The sequence below is a fragment of the Tardiphaga sp. P4_G1 genome, assembly GCF_056401215.1.
The window spans coordinates 332,827-348,879 of sequence record NZ_JBFUJU010000007.1; the positions used below are offsets into that span (position 1 = coordinate 332,827).

16 protein-coding genes and 1 tRNA gene are annotated in these 16,053 nt (G+C 63.0%); 13 read left to right on the top strand and 4 right to left on the bottom strand.

All coding sequences use genetic code 11. From position 1 onward, the window contains the following. Nucleotides 1-73 precede the first annotated feature (73 nt). Nucleotides 74-346, top strand: a complete 273-nt coding sequence (rpmA, locus tag AC1DUY_RS19020; protein WP_068737821.1) for a 50S ribosomal protein L27 — start codon at nucleotides 74-76, stop codon at nucleotides 344-346. Between the two features lie 133 nt (nucleotides 347-479). Next, complete coding sequence (locus tag AC1DUY_RS19025; RefSeq protein ID WP_089266554.1) at nucleotides 480-1,070, top strand: GNAT family N-acetyltransferase; 591 nt, start codon at nucleotides 480-482, stop codon at nucleotides 1,068-1,070. 173 nt (nucleotides 1,071-1,243) lie between these two features. Here the strand turns inward: AC1DUY_RS19025 and AC1DUY_RS19030 are convergent, their stop codons facing one another. Continuing rightward, nucleotides 1,244-2,161: a DMT family transporter gene (locus AC1DUY_RS19030; protein ID WP_093758225.1), complete on the bottom strand. Its 918-nt coding sequence runs from the start codon at nucleotides 2,159-2,161 to the stop codon at nucleotides 1,244-1,246. Between the two features lie 164 nt (nucleotides 2,162-2,325). Between AC1DUY_RS19030 and obgE the strand changes: the two genes are divergently transcribed. The 3 genes from obgE (at nucleotide 2,326) to AC1DUY_RS19045 (ending at nucleotide 4,915) form a co-directional block, all read left to right on the top strand. Then, a complete protein-coding gene (obgE, locus tag AC1DUY_RS19035; protein WP_120287811.1) occupies nucleotides 2,326-3,375 on the top strand; it encodes a GTPase ObgE in 1,050 nt (349 codons plus the stop codon). A 51-nt stretch (nucleotides 3,376-3,426) separates the two neighbouring features. Next, on the top strand, nucleotides 3,427-4,557 hold the full coding sequence (gene proB, locus AC1DUY_RS19040) for a glutamate 5-kinase (protein WP_092140564.1): 1,131 nt from the start codon (nucleotides 3,427-3,429) through the stop codon (nucleotides 4,555-4,557). Between the two features lie 136 nt (nucleotides 4,558-4,693). Next, nucleotides 4,694-4,915, top strand: a complete 222-nt coding sequence (locus AC1DUY_RS19045) for a cysteine rich repeat-containing protein (RefSeq protein WP_068737829.1) — start codon at nucleotides 4,694-4,696, stop codon at nucleotides 4,913-4,915. Between the two features lie 68 nt (nucleotides 4,916-4,983). Here the strand turns inward: AC1DUY_RS19045 and AC1DUY_RS19050 are convergent, their stop codons facing one another. After that, nucleotides 4,984-6,669: an MFS transporter gene (locus tag AC1DUY_RS19050; protein WP_439074055.1), complete on the bottom strand. Its 1,686-nt coding sequence runs from the start codon at nucleotides 6,667-6,669 to the stop codon at nucleotides 4,984-4,986. Nucleotides 6,670-6,832: 163 nt separating this feature from the next. Here AC1DUY_RS19050 and AC1DUY_RS19055 point away from each other — a divergent pair, with 163 nt between their 5' ends. Beyond that, nucleotides 6,833-8,209 carry a hydrolase gene (locus AC1DUY_RS19055; protein WP_478116244.1) on the top strand — a complete coding sequence of 459 codons (1,377 nt, stop codon included), beginning with the start codon at nucleotides 6,833-6,835 and terminating at the stop codon, nucleotides 8,207-8,209. 235 nt (nucleotides 8,210-8,444) lie between these two features. On the opposite strand, the gene AC1DUY_RS19060 is transcribed toward AC1DUY_RS19055, so the two are convergent. After that, complete coding sequence (locus AC1DUY_RS19060; RefSeq protein ID WP_478116246.1) at nucleotides 8,445-9,275, bottom strand: hypothetical protein; 831 nt, start codon at nucleotides 9,273-9,275, stop codon at nucleotides 8,445-8,447. A gap of 210 nt (nucleotides 9,276-9,485) precedes the next feature. Here AC1DUY_RS19060 and AC1DUY_RS19065 point away from each other — a divergent pair, with 210 nt between their 5' ends. The 4 genes from AC1DUY_RS19065 (at nucleotide 9,486) to AC1DUY_RS19080 (ending at nucleotide 14,047) form a co-directional block, all read left to right on the top strand. After that, a complete protein-coding gene (locus AC1DUY_RS19065; RefSeq protein WP_478116248.1) occupies nucleotides 9,486-10,871 on the top strand; it encodes a cytochrome P450 in 1,386 nt (461 codons plus the stop codon). A gap of 137 nt (nucleotides 10,872-11,008) precedes the next feature. Then, a complete protein-coding gene (locus AC1DUY_RS19070; RefSeq protein WP_478116250.1) occupies nucleotides 11,009-12,418 on the top strand; it encodes a DUF5939 domain-containing protein in 1,410 nt (469 codons plus the stop codon). Between the two features lie 157 nt (nucleotides 12,419-12,575). Beyond that, nucleotides 12,576-13,055: a tellurite resistance TerB family protein gene (locus AC1DUY_RS19075; protein WP_478116252.1), complete on the top strand. Its 480-nt coding sequence runs from the start codon at nucleotides 12,576-12,578 to the stop codon at nucleotides 13,053-13,055. 212 nt (nucleotides 13,056-13,267) lie between these two features. Beyond that, nucleotides 13,268-14,047, top strand: a complete 780-nt coding sequence (locus AC1DUY_RS19080; RefSeq protein ID WP_478116254.1) for an SDR family NAD(P)-dependent oxidoreductase — start codon at nucleotides 13,268-13,270, stop codon at nucleotides 14,045-14,047. 157 nt (nucleotides 14,048-14,204) lie between these two features. Here AC1DUY_RS19080 and AC1DUY_RS19085 read toward each other — a convergent pair. Then, nucleotides 14,205-14,280 (bottom strand) — tRNA-Ala (locus AC1DUY_RS19085). A gap of 196 nt (nucleotides 14,281-14,476) precedes the next feature. On the opposite strand from AC1DUY_RS19085, the gene AC1DUY_RS19090 reads away from it, so the two are divergent. The 3 genes from AC1DUY_RS19090 to folD are packed head-to-tail and all read left to right on the top strand — an operon-like array spanning nucleotide 14,477 to nucleotide 16,008. After that, nucleotides 14,477-14,767 (top strand): YggT family protein, encoded by a 291-nt coding sequence (locus AC1DUY_RS19090; RefSeq protein WP_068737841.1) that lies wholly within the window; start codon nucleotides 14,477-14,479, stop codon nucleotides 14,765-14,767. A 12-nt stretch (nucleotides 14,768-14,779) separates the two neighbouring features. After that, nucleotides 14,780-15,127, top strand: a complete 348-nt coding sequence (locus AC1DUY_RS19095) for a DUF167 domain-containing protein (protein WP_478116256.1) — start codon at nucleotides 14,780-14,782, stop codon at nucleotides 15,125-15,127. Next, nucleotides 15,124-16,008 (top strand): bifunctional methylenetetrahydrofolate dehydrogenase/methenyltetrahydrofolate cyclohydrolase FolD, encoded by an 885-nt coding sequence (folD, locus tag AC1DUY_RS19100; RefSeq protein ID WP_184512719.1) that lies wholly within the window; start codon nucleotides 15,124-15,126, stop codon nucleotides 16,006-16,008. The genes AC1DUY_RS19095 and folD overlap by 4 nt, the downstream gene beginning before the upstream one ends. Nucleotides 16,009-16,053 lie beyond the last annotated feature (45 nt).

Here is a 16,053-nt window from a genome sequence, read left to right on the forward strand (position 1 = left end):
CGAAAAGTTGAGAATCTGTGAGACAATTCCTTCAAGGAATTGATCTAGAACTTATCGAGATCGGAGACGGGCTATGGCTCATAAAAAAGCAGGCGGTTCATCGCGCAACGGCCGCGATTCGGCTGGCAAGCGCCTCGGCGTGAAGGCGTTCGGCGGCGAACGCGTGATTCCCGGCAACATCATTGCGCGTCAGCGCGGCACCACCTGGCACCCCGGCCTTAATGTCGGCATGGGCACAGACCATACCCTGTTCGCCAAGGTCGAAGGCCACGTGGAGTTTCGCGCCAAATCGAACGGCCGCACTTTCGTATCGGTACTCCCGATTACTGAAGCCGCGGCCGAATAAACGGTGGACACATTGGAGTCCGCCGGGTCCTGTTGAACCGGCGGAGCGCCAGAATTGGGCTCCAGGGGAGGCGGGAAACCGGCCTCCCCTTTTCGTTTGGTGCGTCGCTTCGGGGCGCACACAGGAGCCCGAGATGTTGCAGGATATTCCGACCCCGACGTTGAGAGAAACCAGAGGCTGCGTCCTCGAGACCGAACGGCTGGCCTTGCGCAAGCCGACACTCGCGGACGTAAAAGCCATCGCGCTTCTCGCCAATGATCGCCGCATCGCCGAGATGACGCGTCGCCTGCCCTTCCCGTATCAGCAGGATCACGCAGTCGATTTCGTCAATTCGCTGAGCGGCACGGCAAGCGACAGCGTGTTCCTGATCGAACTCGATCGTCGTCCCATCGGCATGGTCGGAATCGACTGGCGCGAAGCCGAATCGCCGGAGCTCGGCTACTGGCTCGGCGTCGATCACTGGGGCCAGGGTTTTGCGACCGAGGCCGCACGTGCCGCGATCGATTACGCATTCGACGAATTCGATATCGATCACCTGATCTCGGGTGCGCGCGTCGCCAATCCGTCGTCGCGCAACATCCTGGAGAAGTGCGGCTTCCAGTGGAGTGGTGTTCAACTGCACCGCTTCGAAGCGATCGGCTCGTCAACACCGGTCGACTGCTTCAAGCTGACAAGGGGCGTGTGGAGTTCGCTGAAGAACTGGGGAACGTCGACGCGACGGTGAACGACTCTTACTTCCCCTCTCCCCCGCGCGAAGCGAAGCTTCGCTAGGCGGGAGAGGGGACAGGCTCTCGTTCCATGGCTCTCCCTCTCCCGTCTCGAACCCGCTTCGCGTGTTCGATCCACCCTCTCCCACGGCGCGCAGCTTCGCTGCGCTGGGGGAGAGGGAAAAGAAGTTCACACCGCTGGCGGTACTTCGTCGGCGATCTTTCCGAGCTGCTGCTCGCGCAGGAAGATATAGAGCCCTGCTGCGATGATGACCGCTGCACCGATCAGCGTGGCCCACGACGGCAATTCGCCGAACACGAGATAGCCGAAGATCACCGCCCAGATGATCATCGAATACTGATACGGCACCACAGTGCTCGCCGGCGCCAGCTTCAGCGAGCGATTGACGCAGAGCAGCGCGCAGACCGAGACAACGCCCGCCAGAAAGAACAGGCCGAGATCGCGCAGATCGGGCGTCACCCATCCGAACGCCGTGAATACGGCGCCGAAAGTAAACGTGCCGATGAACTGGGTTGTCGCGAGCACGACGTCCGGCGCGGAACGCAGCGAGCGGGTAATCAGCATCAGCGCGGCGAAGGACAGGCTGCCGCCGAGCGCGATCAGCGCCGGCCATGTCACCGTCTGCGCCGAGGGCTGCAGCGCGATCAGTACACCGCAGAAGCCGACGAAGATCGCGCTCCAGCGCCGCCAGCCGACAGATTCGCGGAGAAAGATCGCGGAGCCCGCGGTGACGAAGATAGGACAGGCCAAATAATAGGTGATGACATCCGCCAGCGGCAGATAGGCCGCCGCCCAGAAGAACGCCGCGACTTCCAGCGTCGACAGCACCACGCGAATGAGCTGCAGACCCGGCCGGTCGAGTTGCAGGAAGTCCGCACGATGCCGCCAGATCGACGGCGCCAGCAGCGCCAGCGCCGCGCAGGCCCGCAGCAGCATCAATTGCCCGACCGAATAGGTGCCGACGAGGAATTTGCCGATCGCATCGCCGCAGGAGAACATGCTGATGCCCAGGAGCATCAGGCCGATACCGGCCAGCCGGGCGGCACGATTGTCGGCTGCGGTCGAAATGGTCGCAAACATGCCTATATGAGCCTGTAGGAAAGTCGCGGAATGCGCACGCTTGGTTAACGGCAAGATGAGTCGTTTAGGACGTCACCTGATGCGCAGCAAGGCCCCCAAATAAGGGCTTTTCACGATGCTCCGGCGACGAAGTGGTTGCCGCGACCACCCCCCTGCGATACGGATACGCTATGAAATTCCTCGATGAAGCCAAGGTTTACATTCGCTCCGGCGACGGCGGAAACGGCTGCGTGGCCTTTCGCCGCGAGAAGTATATCGAGTTCGGCGGTCCCTCCGGCGGCAATGGCGGCCGCGGCGGCGATGTCATCATCGAAGTGGTCGACGGCCTCAACACGCTGATCGACTATCGCTACCAGCAGCACTTCAAGGCGCCGCGCGGCACCAATGGCATGGGCAAGGACCGCCATGGCGCCAATGGCAAGCCGATCACGCTCAAAGTTCCGGTCGGCACACAGATCATCGATGAGGATCGCGAGACCCTGATCCACGACTTCACCAAGCTCGGCGAGACCTATGTGCTGGCCGAAGGCGGCAATGGCGGCTTTGGCAACGCTCACTTCAAGTCATCGACCAACCGCGCCCCGCGCAATGCCAATCCCGGCCAGCCCGGCGAAGAGCGCTGGATCTGGCTGCGACTGAAATTGATTGCGGATGCGGGTCTCGTCGGCCTGCCCAACGCAGGCAAGTCCACATTCCTCTCCAAGGTCAGCGCTGCGCGGCCGAAGATCGCGGACTATCCGTTCACCACGCTGCATCCGCAGCTCGGCGTCGTCGATGTCGACGCGCGCGAATTCGTGCTGGCGGACATTCCCGGTCTGATCGAGGGCGCGCATGAAGGCGCCGGCCTCGGCGATCGCTTTCTTGGCCACGTCGAGCGTTGCCGCGTGCTGCTGCATCTGATCGATGCGACCTGCGAACATGCGGGCAAGGCCTACAAGACCGTCCGCGCCGAACTCGATGCCTATGAGGGCGACCTTGCCAACAAGGTCGAGATCGTCGCGCTCAACAAGATCGATGCGGTCGAGCCGGACGAGTTGAAGAAGCAGAAGGACCGGTTGAAGCGCGCTGCGAAGCAGACGCCGCTGCTGATCTCGGGCGCAACGGGCGAAGGCGTGCCGGACGCATTGCGTGCGCTCGTTGCAGTGATCGGCGAGGCGCCGGTGTCGGACAAGGCCAAGAGCGCAGCGCAGTCTGCGCCATGGGCGCCGGCGACGAGCTAATCTGCCTCTCACGTCCGTCCAAGCATCACACGTCCTGCCAAAGCCCACATCATGTCGCGCCCCGAGCTGAAGAACTTTCGCCGTATCGTCGTCAAGGTTGGCTCGTCGCTGCTGATCGATTCCGCGGCCGGCGAAGTCAGAGCCAAATGGCTTGCGGCGTTGGCCGCCGATATCGCCAAGCTGCATGCGGACGGTCGCGACGTCCTCGTGGTCTCATCAGGCTCAATCGCGCTCGGCCGCAGCCGCCTCAAGCTTCCGCGCGGTCCGCTGAAACTGGAAGAGAGCCAGGCCGCCGCTGCCGTCGGGCAGATCGCGCTGGCGCGCATCTGGTCGGAAGTACTGGGCCATCACGGCATCGGTGCCGGACAGATTCTCGTGACGCTGCAGGACACCGAGGAACGTCGTCGTTACCTCAATGCGCGCTCGACCATCGGCAAACTGCTGGAATGGCGCGCGGTGCCGGTCATCAACGAGAACGACACGGTGGCGACCAACGAGATCCGCTATGGCGACAATGATCGCCTCGCAGCGCGCGTCGCGACCATGGCATCCGCCGATCTGCTGGTGCTGCTGTCGGATATCGACGGGCTCTATACTGCACCACCCGGCGCCAATCCCGACGCGAAGCTGATTCCCATCGTCGACAGCGTCACTGCCGAGATCGAAGGCATGGCGGGCGCTGCCGAGAGCGAATTGTCGCGCGGCGGCATGTACACCAAGATCGAAGCTGCCAAGATCGCGACCACCGCGGGCACGCATATGATCATCGCGTCCGGCAAGGTCGAGCATCCACTGCAGAAGATCGCCGATGGCGGCCTGTGTACCTGGTTCCTGACTCCTGCAAATCCCGTCACTGCGCGCAAACGCTGGATTGCGGGATCGCTGGAACCGAAAGGCACGCTGACTATTGATGCAGGTGCTGTCGCCGCACTCCGTGCCGGCAAGAGTCTGCTGCCTGCCGGCGTCATCAAGGTGGAAGGTGACTTCGCACGCGGCGACGCCGTTATCGTGCGCGGACCGGACACGCACGAAATCGGCCGCGGCCTCGTGGCTTATGACGCAGACAATGCTGAGAAGATCAAAGGCCGCTCATCTCCGGACGTGATGATTATTCTTGGGATCAGCGGCCGCGCCGAAATGATCCATCGCGACGATCTCGTGATTTCGGGATCACGAAGTTAAGCAGCGACGCTCGCCTGAATGACATAACGCGCAATCCGTAAACTTGGCGCCGGACGCTCGCCATCATTGCGCCATTCCCGCGTACTTCGTTGCGCGCCATAGAATCAGATAGCCAATTTTTAGGGAGGCCCATTTCATGACCCGACTTTTGATCATCCCGTTCCTGCTGATCGCAACGTCCGCTTTCGCGCAGGGCGGTAACACATCAGCCAATCAGTCGGCCTGCTCACGCGACGTCTCGCGCTTCTGCCGCGCCAAGATGAACGATGGTGACATGGTCGTGCTCAGTTGCCTCAAGGAAAACCGTTCGAAGCTCAGCAAGGCCTGCGCGAAAGTTCTCGCCGAGAATAATCAATAGCGCGACTAATGTTTTCGAGCGAAATGAGCACCGGTTCGCGTCAGGAAAACGCGTCAAGATAAGAAGCTCTAACCGCTGCTGCCGGCCGGCGTCGCGACAGGAAGCACCTCGGTCGCTGCGCGATCGGGCGTATCGTCCTTCCAGCGCACCGAACCGAACGGCCGCTCCAGCATGCGACGCACACGGACCGGATCCGGCCCGAGATGATAGTCCGCCGCGCGCTGATACAAAGCGCGCTCGGACTGCGTCGAACGATTACGCTGGCGCAGGAAATCGAGCCAGGTCGGGCAGTGGTAGCGTTCGGTCCACAATTCGGGATCAGCGATATCCCGCGCGATGGACCACCCATAGGCGCCGTTGCGCTGGCGCGAGAGCTGCACGTCCTGCATCACGCCGTGGAATGCGCGCGCATTCTCTTGATCCACGCGATATTCGATCTCCACCACCAGCGGGCCACTGCGCGCCGTCAATTGGAGTTGCACTTCAGGATCGGCCAGCGTCTCGGCATCCTCGTCGCGCGCCCCGGTCGGCGGCATCCGTAGGAACAGGCCAAACAGCGGCGAGAGAAACATCGCTCCGCCCGACACCAGCAATGCCGCTTCGACGCCGACCATGTCTGTGAGATGCCCCCAGCCCCAACTGCCAATCGCGATGCCGCCGGCAATCGCAGCCTGAAAGGCGGCGAGCGAACGTCCGGCAACCCAGCGCGGCGCCGAGAGCTGTACGCCGATATTGAACAGCGCGACCGCCAGCATCCAGACCGAGCCGGCCACCACCAGCGCCGCCGCCGTGATGACCGGCTCGCTGCTGACCGCCACGACGGCAATCGCGACGCCCATGATCAGCGCACAGGCCCGGATCGAACTTTCGCCGCTCAGATGCTTGCGGACATGCCCAATATTCATTGCGCCGATCACCGCACCCATACCGAAAGCTCCGAGCATGATTCCGTAGGTCTGCGCGCCGCCATGCAGCAGGTCGCGCGCAACCAGCGGCATCAGCGCCGAGACCGAACCACCGCAGATGCCGGTGATCAGCGTGCGCGTCAGCACGATCTTGATCGACGGCGAATTAGCAATGTAACGCACGCCGGACACGATGGCCCGGCTCAGCCGCTCACGCGGCAGCCGCGACACATCGACCTTGCGACGCCACAGGAACAGCACCACCAGCAACGGGATGTAGAGCACCGCATTGGCCGCGAAGGCTGCGACGGCACCGGCGGTGGCGACCACGATGCCGCCGATCGCCGGGCCGAAACTGCGCGCGATATTGTAACTGATGCCGTTCAGCGCCACGGCGGATGGCAGCACCTCCGGCGGCACCTGCTCGCCGACCGAGGATTGCCAGGCCGGTCCGAACAGCGCCATGCCGCTGCCGATGATGAAGCAGAAGGCGAGCAGGATGTTCGGCGTGATGTGACCGGTCCAGTCCAGCATGGTCAGTACGCAGGCGCCGACCAGCGACAGCACCAGCGAGGCCAGCGACACGACACGGCGGTCATACATGTCGGCCACGGCGCCCGCCGGCATCGAGATCAGCATGATCGGCAGCATCAAGGCGGTCTGTACCAACGCCACCTTGTCGGCCGACGCGGTCATCTGCGTCATCGCCCAGGCGGCGCCCACGCTCTGGATCATCAGGCCCAGATTGGACAGCAGGCTGGCTAGCCAGATCCGCCGGAACACCGCAAACCGCAGCGGGGCGGCGATGCCGTCGGAGGGAAGAACCACTGGTTTCGCTGCTTCGGCCATCATCGTCCCGTCGTCTGCTGCAGATAGCGACTGCAGGGCCATGCGGGTCTGATTCCCCGCGGGCACATCAAGGTGATGCCTGCGAAACGCGTTGTCTGTCCAGTGCCTGCTCCGCTATCACAGTGGCAGGCGTCGGATGTGCGCAGATAGAGGGAGACCAGCCATGGCGCTGTCGCGACGGACCATCCTCACGGGCGCAGCGATGCTGCCGCTGGCCGCCCATGCGCTCCGTTTCGAGGCCGCAGCACAGACGGGCCCCGGCACGACTGCGGGTTCCGACATTCCCCCGATCCTGTTCGTCCACGGCAATGGTGACCACGCGGCGCTCTGGATGACGCAGATCTGGCGCATGGAAACCAACGGTGTTCCGCGCAACCGCCTGATGGCGCTCAATTTCACCGATCCGCTGGCGCGTTCCGACGATGCTGTGGCGCAGCAGGGCCGCTCCTCTACCGAAGACCAGCGCCGCGAACTCGGCGAAGCCATCGCGGAACTGAAAAAGCGCACTGGTGCTGCGAAAGTGGCGCTGGTCGCTAATTCGCGCGGCGGCAATGCGGTGCGCAATTACATCAAGAATGGCGGCAGCGCCGATGTCAGCCACGCCGTCCTGTGCGGCACCCCCAATCACGGCGTGTTCGACGGGACCGATAGCCCCGGCAGCGAATTCAATGGCCGCAGCCCGTTCCTCAAGAGCCTCAATCCCGGCGAAGGCCCTGAGGTGACCGAAGGCACCGCCTTCCTCACCCTCCGCAGCGATGGCATCGACAAATATGCGCAGGCCGACGGTCGCCTGCTCGGCAAGCCGGGCGTGGCCACCGGCGTCACCGCCGATGGTCCGGCGCTGCGCGGCGCCACCAATCTCGTCCTCGGCGCCATCGATCATCGTGAAACCGGCTTTCACCCCCGCGCCTTCCGCGAAATCTACAAATTCATCGCGGGCCGCGAACCCGCGCGGATCGATATTGTGCAGGAAGCTGACGTGAAAATCAGCGGTCTCGTCACCGGCACGCCGGGCGGTGTACCGACCAATCGTCCAGTCGCGGATGCCCTGGTCGAGGTGTATCGCGTCGCGGCTGACAGCGGCGAACGGATCGGGGCGGCGCTCCATTCGGCCCACACATCCGCCGATGGCCGCTGGGGTCCGGTTCGGGTCGATCCGGCCTGGCCTGTCGAGATCGTCCTGACATCGGCCGGAGCGCCGATCACGCATTCCTATCGCTCGCCATTCCCCCGCTCGTCCGGGGTCGTGCATCTACGCGCCGGCCGGCCGCTGGGACCCACCGATGCCAATGCCGGTGCGGTGGTGTCGATGTCGCGCGTCCGTGGCTATTTTGGATTACCGCGCGATGTCGTGCTGCTCGACGGCAAGGAGCCGACCGACGTGAAAGCCGGCGTGCCCACGGATTCGCTCTCGACTATCCGCCTTCCGGCCACGGACATCGGACGGCCGGTGGTAGCGCTGTTCAATCAGGAGCGGATCGTGGCGCGCGCCTGGCCGGCGTCGGAAAACCGGATCACGGTGGCGGAATTCACCGAGTAGATCACGCCAACTCGCGCGCCTCAGCGGTCTGGCTTTCTATATAACCGCTTTGCTGACTTCCCTGCGCGTCTCCGGTCAGATCGCATGAGGCATTGTTCGAAATCGCAAAGAGCCCCGCCATGTGCGGGGCTCCTTCGTTATTCTGTTATCGCAGCAACAGTACCAGGATGATGAGGGGAAGCGGGATTCCGAGTAGCCACAGAAGAATGGGCATGGTTGTCTCCTTTGATTGGGGTTAACGACGCTTCTTCCAGGTCCCGTCACGAAGCCCGCCACCTTCCGTCGCGGCAAGGCTGGCGGAGAAGGCGCCGATCAGCAGCGACGCCGTGAGCCAGAATGCGAGCTGCATCGCGGCCTTGCGTGCGGCATCCACCGCGGTCTTCGCATCGTTGATGACTTCAGTGACGCGCTTGTCGGCATCTGCCTCGCTCAGACCGGTGCGGCTGGCGACAACCTTGTTGACGTAGCTGCGGTCGGCAGGCTTGAGCTCTCCACCACGGAAACTGCCAGCCATCACACGTGACAGTTCACCACGCGCTTCCGCGCTGGTGCCATCGGCCGACGGCGTCGTCGGACGCAGCAGCGAATCCAGGTAGCCATCGCTCGGACCTGACTGGGCTGCAGCAGCGGTTGCACCGGCAGCAACACCCGACGCGGCTCCGCTCAGCAAAGTGGTTGCTGGAGATGCCAGCAGGATCGCTCCCAAAACCGTCGCGAACGACCAGGCCAGGAATCCATGCGCGGTGTCACGAAAGTAGACTTCGTCCGAATGCACGCCGATCCAGCGCGACCGCAGACGGCCCGCAATATAACCACCGAGCGATGACGAGATCATCGCGATGACGATCAGGTAGATACCGGTCGTGATCTTGAACGTGGTCGCGGAGGCGCCGGCACTTGCCCACGGAGACACGACAGACAGACCGAGACCTGTGCCAAAGGCAATTAGGACGAGCGTCAGTGCGAGCGAAACCACGGCACCGGCTGCAACCGCAGCCCACGATACGCCGGAGGTTTGCGGTTCGTCGACGCTTACATTGGGTTGGACGACAACGGTATCGATCATTTTAAATCCTCAGGCCGGTCCGATATGGAGCCACTGCCTCCCTAATGTGCATGCGTGAGTATCGTTCCGAGGGATGCGCCCGCTGAACCGCAATATTGGTCGATGCGTGCGTTGCGGCCACGCTTTCCATCGAGGCCTCCATGGCGCGCGGATGGACGCCTGCTATAATGACGAGACGCTCCGGTCCCTGGATCAATTGCGAGGCCCATCGTGAGCATTGCCGAGGTCTACGATTTCTCCGCTGCGCGAGCGCCCCTGGTGCCGCCGAGCCCGCCACGTGCGCCCGAGAACATGGGTGCGCTAGGGCGTATGTCGGCAATGCGCCGCAGCGCCATCGAGACCTGGGGTCAGCGCGCCTATGAAGATGACATCGTCAAGGGCCGCTTCTTCGGCCACGCGAGCTTCATCCTCAACGATCCCGACGCGATCCGCCATGTGCTGGTGGACAATTACGAGAACTATACCCGCACGCCCGCTGCATTCCGCGTGCTGCGGCCGATGCTCGGCGAGGGCCTGCTGCTCGCCGAAGGCCGCACCTGGAAACACCAGCGCCGCACCCTGGCGCCCGCTTTCACGCCGCGCGCGGTGACGACTTTGGTGCCGCACATGATCTCGGCGGTCGATGACACGCTGGCCGACCTGCATCGCGCCGTGGGCAAGCTGGTCGATCTGCGCGCGATCATGCAGCGGATGACGCTGGAGATCGCAGGCCGCACCATGTTCTCCTTCGGCATGGCCGAGCATGGCGCGAAGCTGCGCGACTTCGTGATGGAATACGGCATGAACCTGGCACGGCCGCATTTCCTCGATCTGCTGCTGCCGCTGGGCTGGCCGACGCCGCAGGATATCTCGCGCGCCTTCTTCCGCAGACGCTGGACGAGATTCGTCGGCGAGCTGATGACCGCACGTCGCGCCGCCGGCAAGAACGACGACGCGCCGCGCGATCTGTTCGACCTGATGGTGGCCGCGCGCGATCCGGAAACCGGCGCATCCTTCACCGATGGGCAGCTCGGCGATCAGGTGGCGACGATGATCCTCGCCGGCCATGAGACGACGGCAACGGCGCTATTCTGGGCGCTGTATATGCTGACGCTCGCCCCGGCGACCCAGGAGCAGGTCGCGGCCGAAGCCCGTGCCGCCAGCGCGAGCGGCACATTCGACATGGAGCATCTGAAGTTCACCCGCGCGGTGATCGATGAGACCATGCGGCTCTATCCGCCCGCCTTCCTGATCGCACGCGCCGCCGCGGGCCCTGATCGTCTGGCTGGCCAGTCCGTCGCCAGCAAGGACGTGATCCTGATCGCGCCCTGGCTACTGCATCGGCACGAGAAATTGTGGCACGAGCCCAACGCCTTCATGCCGTCCCGTTTCATGCCCGGCGCGACACCGCCGGACCGCTTCGCCTATCTGCCTTTCGGCGTCGGTGCCCGGGTCTGCATCGGCGCGCATTTCGCGCTTGTCGAGGCCACATTGGCGCTGGCGAAAATCATCGGCGCTATCCGCGTCGAGCTACCGGATAAAGCGCCCGTCATGCCTATCGGCGTAGTGACGACACAACCGGATCGCTCGCCAATGTTCCGCATTGAGCGGCGTTGACGTTATTTCAGCACGCCCTCTCCTCACGTCTTCCCCGCCCCCGCGCGCGCTCATGGCACTTAGGCGGAACGACAAGTTGAAGCGCTGCGGCAAAGCCCTGTCTTGGACGTAGCGACTATTTGGCCTAAACTGATGCCATGAGTGATGTTCAGGCACTATTCGCGACATTGAACCAGGCGACCGATCCGGCCGTGGCCGATGCCATTGCACAACTGATCCGCGACGGCGCGGACCACGAACTCAATCGTATCAACGTGCTGGATTTTGCGGCACGCCGCGGCCTGAACGAAGAGCGCGTCATTTCCGGCTTCCTGCATGCCTCCCGCCTCGGCCTGTTCGACCTGACCTGGAATGTGTTGTGCCCGGGCTGCAGCGGCGTCCTCGACGCCCACAGCACGCTGAAATCGCTGCGCCATGACGACTACCATTGCGGGCTCTGCGCCTGCGGCTATGAAGCGTCGGTTGACGAGCAGGTCGAGGTAGCGTTCACGGTCGCACCGCGCGTCAGGCACATCGCTGCACACGACCCCAATACGCTGCCGCTCTGGGAATACTTCAAGCAGGTGTTCTGGAGCTCAGGCGTCGATCTCAATCAGGAATCGTTTGCGTCACTCACCGATGAAGTGACACTGGACGCAATGGAATTGCCGGCACATGAAAAAGCGGTGATGTCGCTGCACTTGCCGTCAGAATTCGTCATCGTGTTCGAGCCGGTAACCCATGCCGCGCAGTTCATTGACGTGCAGGGCGAGCCGACCAAGGAACGACAGCATCTGTCGCTGATCTACAACCGGCAGCATACACCAACCGGCACCATCATGCTGCAACCCGGACCGTTGCGATTGTCCCTCGAGAACCAGACCGAGGTGCGTGTGCTGCCATCGGTATTTGTCGCGGCCGAGGGCCTCCATCACCTGATCGGCAAGCGCAAGCCGTTCCTCACGGCCAAGCGGATACTCACCAACCAGACCTTTCGCGATGTCTACAAGGCCGACAACCTCAACATCGATCAGCGACTAAAGATTACCTCGCTGACTTTCCTGTTCACCGACCTCAAGGGCTCGACGGCCTTGTACGAGCGCGTCGGCGATCTCGCAGCCTTCGATCTGGTGCGTGCGCATTTCCACGCACTGCTGGAGATCATTGCGTCGGAAGCCGGTGCCGTCGTGAAGACCATCGGGGATGCCGTCATGGCGACCTTTACGCGGCCCGAACAGGCGCTCGCCGCAGGTCTGCGCATGCGCGCCGCGATGGAGCGATTGAACGAGGAGCGCGGCACCAAGGACCTCGTGGTCAAAATCGGCATCCATGAGGGGCCCTGCCTCGCTGTGATGCTGAACGAGCGGCAGGATTACTTTGGCCAGACCGTCAATATCGCTGCCAGGGTGCAGGGCTTGTCAACCTCGCAGGCGATCCATGTGACCAGCCCGGTGATATCAGCGCTGGCCGTGGAAGCCATCCTGAGGAAGGCCGAAATCACACCGATCCAGAAGCACGCCGCCTTGCGCGGCATCGCCGACAAGATCGTGGTCTATGAGATTCCGTGACACGAGATCCCGTAAACTACCGATCGTCTCAATTGTTACTTAACTGTCATCAGCGCTTCGGGAACCCGGCCGCATTGCATGCGTTCCATTTTCGCGCCACAAAGCACGAGCGCTTTCGCCGCATGGCGGGCCTCGCGATCATCTGGTTCAAAGAATAATGCTGGAAAAACTGCGCCAATTCATTGCCGACGTGGTGTCTCCCGAGGCGCACGGAAATCAGGCATTCGACGATACCGGCTTCCGTCTTGCCGCCACGGCGCTGATGCTTCACGTCATCTCGCTGGACGGTGAGCCCTCAGCTATCGAGAGAGCCAAGTTGCACAGCCTGATCGAGTCGCGTTTCGAGCTCGATCCCGGCACGGCTGACAGGCTCATCTCGGCTGCCACCCTCGTCGAAGGCGAGGCCGTCGATCTCTATCACTTTACGAGCGTCATTATGCGCGTGGTCGACGAGCCCGGTCGTGTCCGTCTCGTCGAGATGATGTGGCAGCTGGTCTATGCTGACGGCCGCGTCAGTGAGTTCGAGGAAAATGTGGTCTGGCGCGCAGCCGACCTGCTCGCAGTTTCATCACGTGACCGGATGGAGCTCAAGCGACGCGTGGCGGGCGGTACAGCCACAACGGATACGACTGTGTGAGCAGGCGCTGGCCTGACCGGCAAATGACGGCACCACGACGCATAACCAAAGTTTAATGCGCGGTCCCCGATAATTCATGCCACTGCTACACGCTCGGGAACTGGAGGTCCTGCGGTACTCCGGTGGTCATTCCGACTTGCACATCACGGGTATCCCTATTACGCCTGTAGATGCATGCAAATCGTCCTCACGTATTTCAAGAGTACCTTATTGTGACTGAGCGCGTGACGTTAATAACCGGAGCCTCGGCCGGAATTGGCGCCGAGTTCGCGCGCATCTTCGCCGCGAACAAGCATCGCGTCGCTCTGGTTGCACGCCGTGCCGAGCGTCTGAATGCGCTGGCCGCTGAAATCACGGCTGCCGGCGGTGCTGCGCCCATCATCATTCCCTGCGATCTAGAACAGCGCGACGCCTGCGCCCAGATCGCGGCTGCCCTCGTTGCTGCCAATGTCGAGGTGGAGTACGTCGTGAACAATGCCGGCTTCGGCATGTTCGGTCGCGCGATCGACATGGACCGCGACCGGCAACTCGGCATGCTTGAGGTCAATGTACGCGCACTGACGGATCTGTCGCTGCGCTTTTCCGAGAGCCTGATCCGCAACAAGGGCGGCATTCTCAATCTCAGCTCGATCGCGGGTTTTTTGCCGGGTCCCGGAATGGCCGTGTACTACGCGAGCAAGGCCTATGTGCTGTCCTTCACCGAAGCACTGCGCCAGGAGCTCGGCTCCAAGGGTGTGCGCGTGACCGCATTGTGCCCCGGACCGGTGCCGTCGGAATTCCAGGCGCGCGCCGGATTCACGCCGGGCCTCGACTCGGCGATCCTCAATGTCTCGGCGGCTGACGTCGCCCTGCTGGGCTATCAGGGCCTGATGGCCAACAAGCGCACGGTTTTCCCCGGCCTCGGCATCAAGATCGTGCCGCTGCTGCTGCGGCTTTTTCCGCGCGGCTTCATCGCGGGGGCGGTGGCAAGGTTGCAGTTGAGACGGGTGTGACGGGATCTGGCGCCGTCATGCGGCGCTCGGGGCAGGTTTTGAATATTGGCAGTCCGTCTCCGCCCTGCGGGCTTCGACGCGACATCCTTCACTCGTTTCGCGTCCGATGATCTGGAGGATGGCTTGCCTAGCCGTAGCTCGCGAAGCGAGCGAAGGATGGTGGAGCCAGGCGGGATCGAACCGCCGACCTCGTCATTGCGAACGACGCGCTCTCCCAGCTGAGCTATGGCCCCGATACGAACCGGGTCGCCCATGCGATCCGGTCAGCAATCGGCGCCATTTACAATCCCCGTTAACGGCAAGTCAAGAACGTCGCAAAAGCGCGGTTTTCCGGCACTTTTCGCCCGGAACTTCCCTTGTTTGAGGGGGGCTGAACCGATATTTAGCGGACAGTCGAATCCGCGACCTAACCCGCGAGCCATCCCCGCCATGCGCGCCGTTCTCGATATCGTGCTGATCATTCTCGATCTCTATGTCTGGCTGCTGATCGCCTCGGCGATCCTGTCCTGGCTGATCGCCTTCAACGTCGTCAACACCCGCAACCAGTTCGTCTCCGCGATCGCCGAATTCCTGTTCCGGATCACCGAGCCCGTGCTGGCGCCGATCCGCAGGATGCTGCCGAGCCTCGGCGGCCTCGATATCTCGCCGATCATCCTGATCCTGATCATCATGTTCCTGCAGCGGGTGATCACCTACTACATCTATCCCAGCGTCTTCTGATCGGCCAGGTTCGTGGCAGATCCCTGGCGCTACGCGACTGACGGTGTCAGCATCGCCGTTCGCGTGACGCCGCGGGGTGGCCGAGACGATATCGACGGGATCGAGACCATGGCCAATGGCCGTTCGGTGATGAAGGTGCGGGTTCGTGCCATCGCCGAGGGCGGCGAAGCCAACCGCGCGGTGACCGAACTGCTCGCCAAGCGGCTCGGCGTGCCGAAGCGCGATGTGCGCGTACTGTCCGGCACCACGTCGCGCGTGAAACAGATCGCGGTCGACGGCGACCCGACAAAACTTGGTGCGATGCTACGCAGGATCACTGCAGCAACGCCCGACGACACAGACGACAGGACCGACACATGACCGCCAGCATCATCGATGGAAAGATCATTGCCGCCGAATTGCGCGGCCGCGTCGCCGCCGAAGTCGCGCGCGTCAAAGCCGAACATGGCGTGACGCCTGGCCTCGCCGTAGTGCTGGTCGGCAGCGATCCCGCCAGCGAAGTCTATGTGCGCAGCAAGCACAAGCAGACCCAGGAAGCCGGCATGGCCTCCTTCGAACACAAGCTGCCGGCCGATGTCGCACAGGCCGATCTGATCGCGCTGGTGCAGAAGCTCAACGCCGATCCCACCGTACACGGCATCCTCGTGCAACTGCCGCTGCCCAAGGGTCTCGATACCGACGCCGTCGTCAACGCCATCGATCCCGCCAAGGACGTCGATGGCCTCCACCCAACCAATGCCGGCCGTCTCGCCAGTGGCATGCCCGCTTTGTCGCCCTGCACGCCGCTCGGCTGCATCATCCTGACCAAGAGCGTGCACAAATCACTGGAAGGCATGAATGCCATCGTGATCGGGCGCTCCAATCTGGTCGGCCGTCCCTTGGTGCAACTGCTGCTCAATGAAAACGCCACCGTGACCATCGCGCATTCGAAGTCGCGCGACCTCGCCAAGCTCTGCGCGCAGGCCGATCTGGTCTATGCGGCAGTGGGCCGCCCTGAAATGGTGCGCGGCGACTGGATCAAGCCCGGCGCGACCGTGATCGATGTGGGCATCAATCGGCTGCCCGGTGCCGAAGGCAAGACGCGTCTCGTCGGCGACGTGGCCTATCAGGAAGCGCTGAAGACCGCCGGCGCGATTACGCCGGTGCCCGGCGGCGTCGGCCAGATGACCGTCGCATGTCTGCTGGTGAATACGTTGCGTGCGGCATGCGCGATCCACAAGCTGCCGGCGCCGGCGGTTTAAAGCGCTCGCTCCGGCCCATCCACGTCATTGCGAGGAGCCTTGCGA